Origin of the sequence: Burkholderia alba, assembly GCF_034721475.1 — a bacterium.
GTDB classification, from domain to species: Bacteria; Pseudomonadota; Gammaproteobacteria; order Burkholderiales; family Burkholderiaceae; genus Burkholderia; species Burkholderia alba.
Genome location: NZ_JAWJWL010000134.1, coordinates 1 through 1,409 on the forward strand (window position 1 = coordinate 1; position 1,409 = coordinate 1,409).

A 1,409-nucleotide genomic window follows, 5' to 3' on the forward strand; every position below is an offset into this window, starting at 1 on the left:
GACGTCGACGTCGACAAAGAAGTAATCGAGCTGTTCGCGCTCGACAGTCCCGTCGATGTCGACGTGGACAACGACGTAATCGAACTCGTGGCGGTCGACAACCCCGTCGACGTGGACGACGACAACGACGTCACCGTGCTATTGGTCGTGCTCAGACCGGTCGACAGCGACGTGATTCCGCTTGTCGCCGTGCTCAACCCCGTTGAGGTCGATGTCGACAAAGAAGTAATCGAGCTGTTCGCGCTCGACAGTCCCGTCGATGTCGACGTGGACAACGACGTAATCGAACTCGTGGCGGTCGACAACCCCGTCGACGTGGACGACGACAACGACGTCACCGTGCTATTGGTCGTGCTCAGACCGGTCGACAGCGACGTGATTCCGCTTGTCGCCGTGCTCAACCCCGTTGAGGTCGATGTCGACAAAGAAGTAATCGAACTGTTCGCGCTTGAAAGACCCGTCGATGTGGACGTGGACAACGACGTGATCGAACTCGTCGCCGTCGACAATCCGGTCGACGTGGACGACGACAACGATGTCACCGTGCTATTGGTCGTGCTCAGCCCTGTCGACAGCGAGGTAATTCCGCTCGTCGCCGTGCGCAGGCCCGTCGACGTCGACGTCGACAAAGAAGTAATCGACCTGTTCGCGCTCGACAGTCCTGTCGAAGTCGATGTGGATAACGACGTAATCGAACTCGTGGAACTCGACAGCCCAGTTGAGGTGGACGACGACAGTGATGTGACCGTGCTATTAGTCGTGCTCAACCCCGTCGACAGCGAGGTAATTCCGCTCGTTGCCGTGCTCAGGCCCGTCGAGGTCGACGTCGACAAAGAAGTAATCGAACTCGTCGCCGTCGACAACCCAGTCGACGTTGACGACGACAACGATGTCACCGTGCTATTGGTCGTGCTCAGCCCCGTCGACAGCGAGGTGATTCCACTCGTCGCCGTGCTCAACCCAGTTGAGGTCGACGTCGACAAAGAAGTAATCGAACTCGTCGCCGTCGACAACCCAGTCGACGTTGACGACGACAACGATGTCACCGTGCTCTTGGTCGTGCTCAGCCCCGTCGACAGCGAGGTGATTCCACTCGTCGCCGTGCTCAACCCAGTTGAGGTCGACGTCGACAAAGAAGTAATCGAACTGTTCGCGCTCGACAGTCCTGTCGAAGTCGATGTGGATAACGACGTAATCGAACTCGTGGCCGTCGACAGCCCAGTTGAGGTGGACGACGACAGCGATGTCACCGTACTGTTGGTCGTGCTCAGCCCTGTCGACAGCGAGGTAATTCCGCTCGTTGCCGTGCTCAGGCCCGTCGAGGTCGACGTTGACAAAGAAGTAATCGAGCTGTTCGCGCTCGACAGTCCTGTCGAAGTCGACGTGGACAACGACGTGATCGAACTCGT

The 1,409-nt window shown here is 58.1% G+C and carries 1 protein-coding gene; it reads left to right on the forward strand.

All coding sequences use genetic code 11. From position 1 onward, the window contains the following. The coding region (locus RZR99_RS32815; RefSeq protein ID WP_323123828.1) for a hypothetical protein at window positions 1-1,409 on the forward strand (1,409 nt) is incomplete at both ends.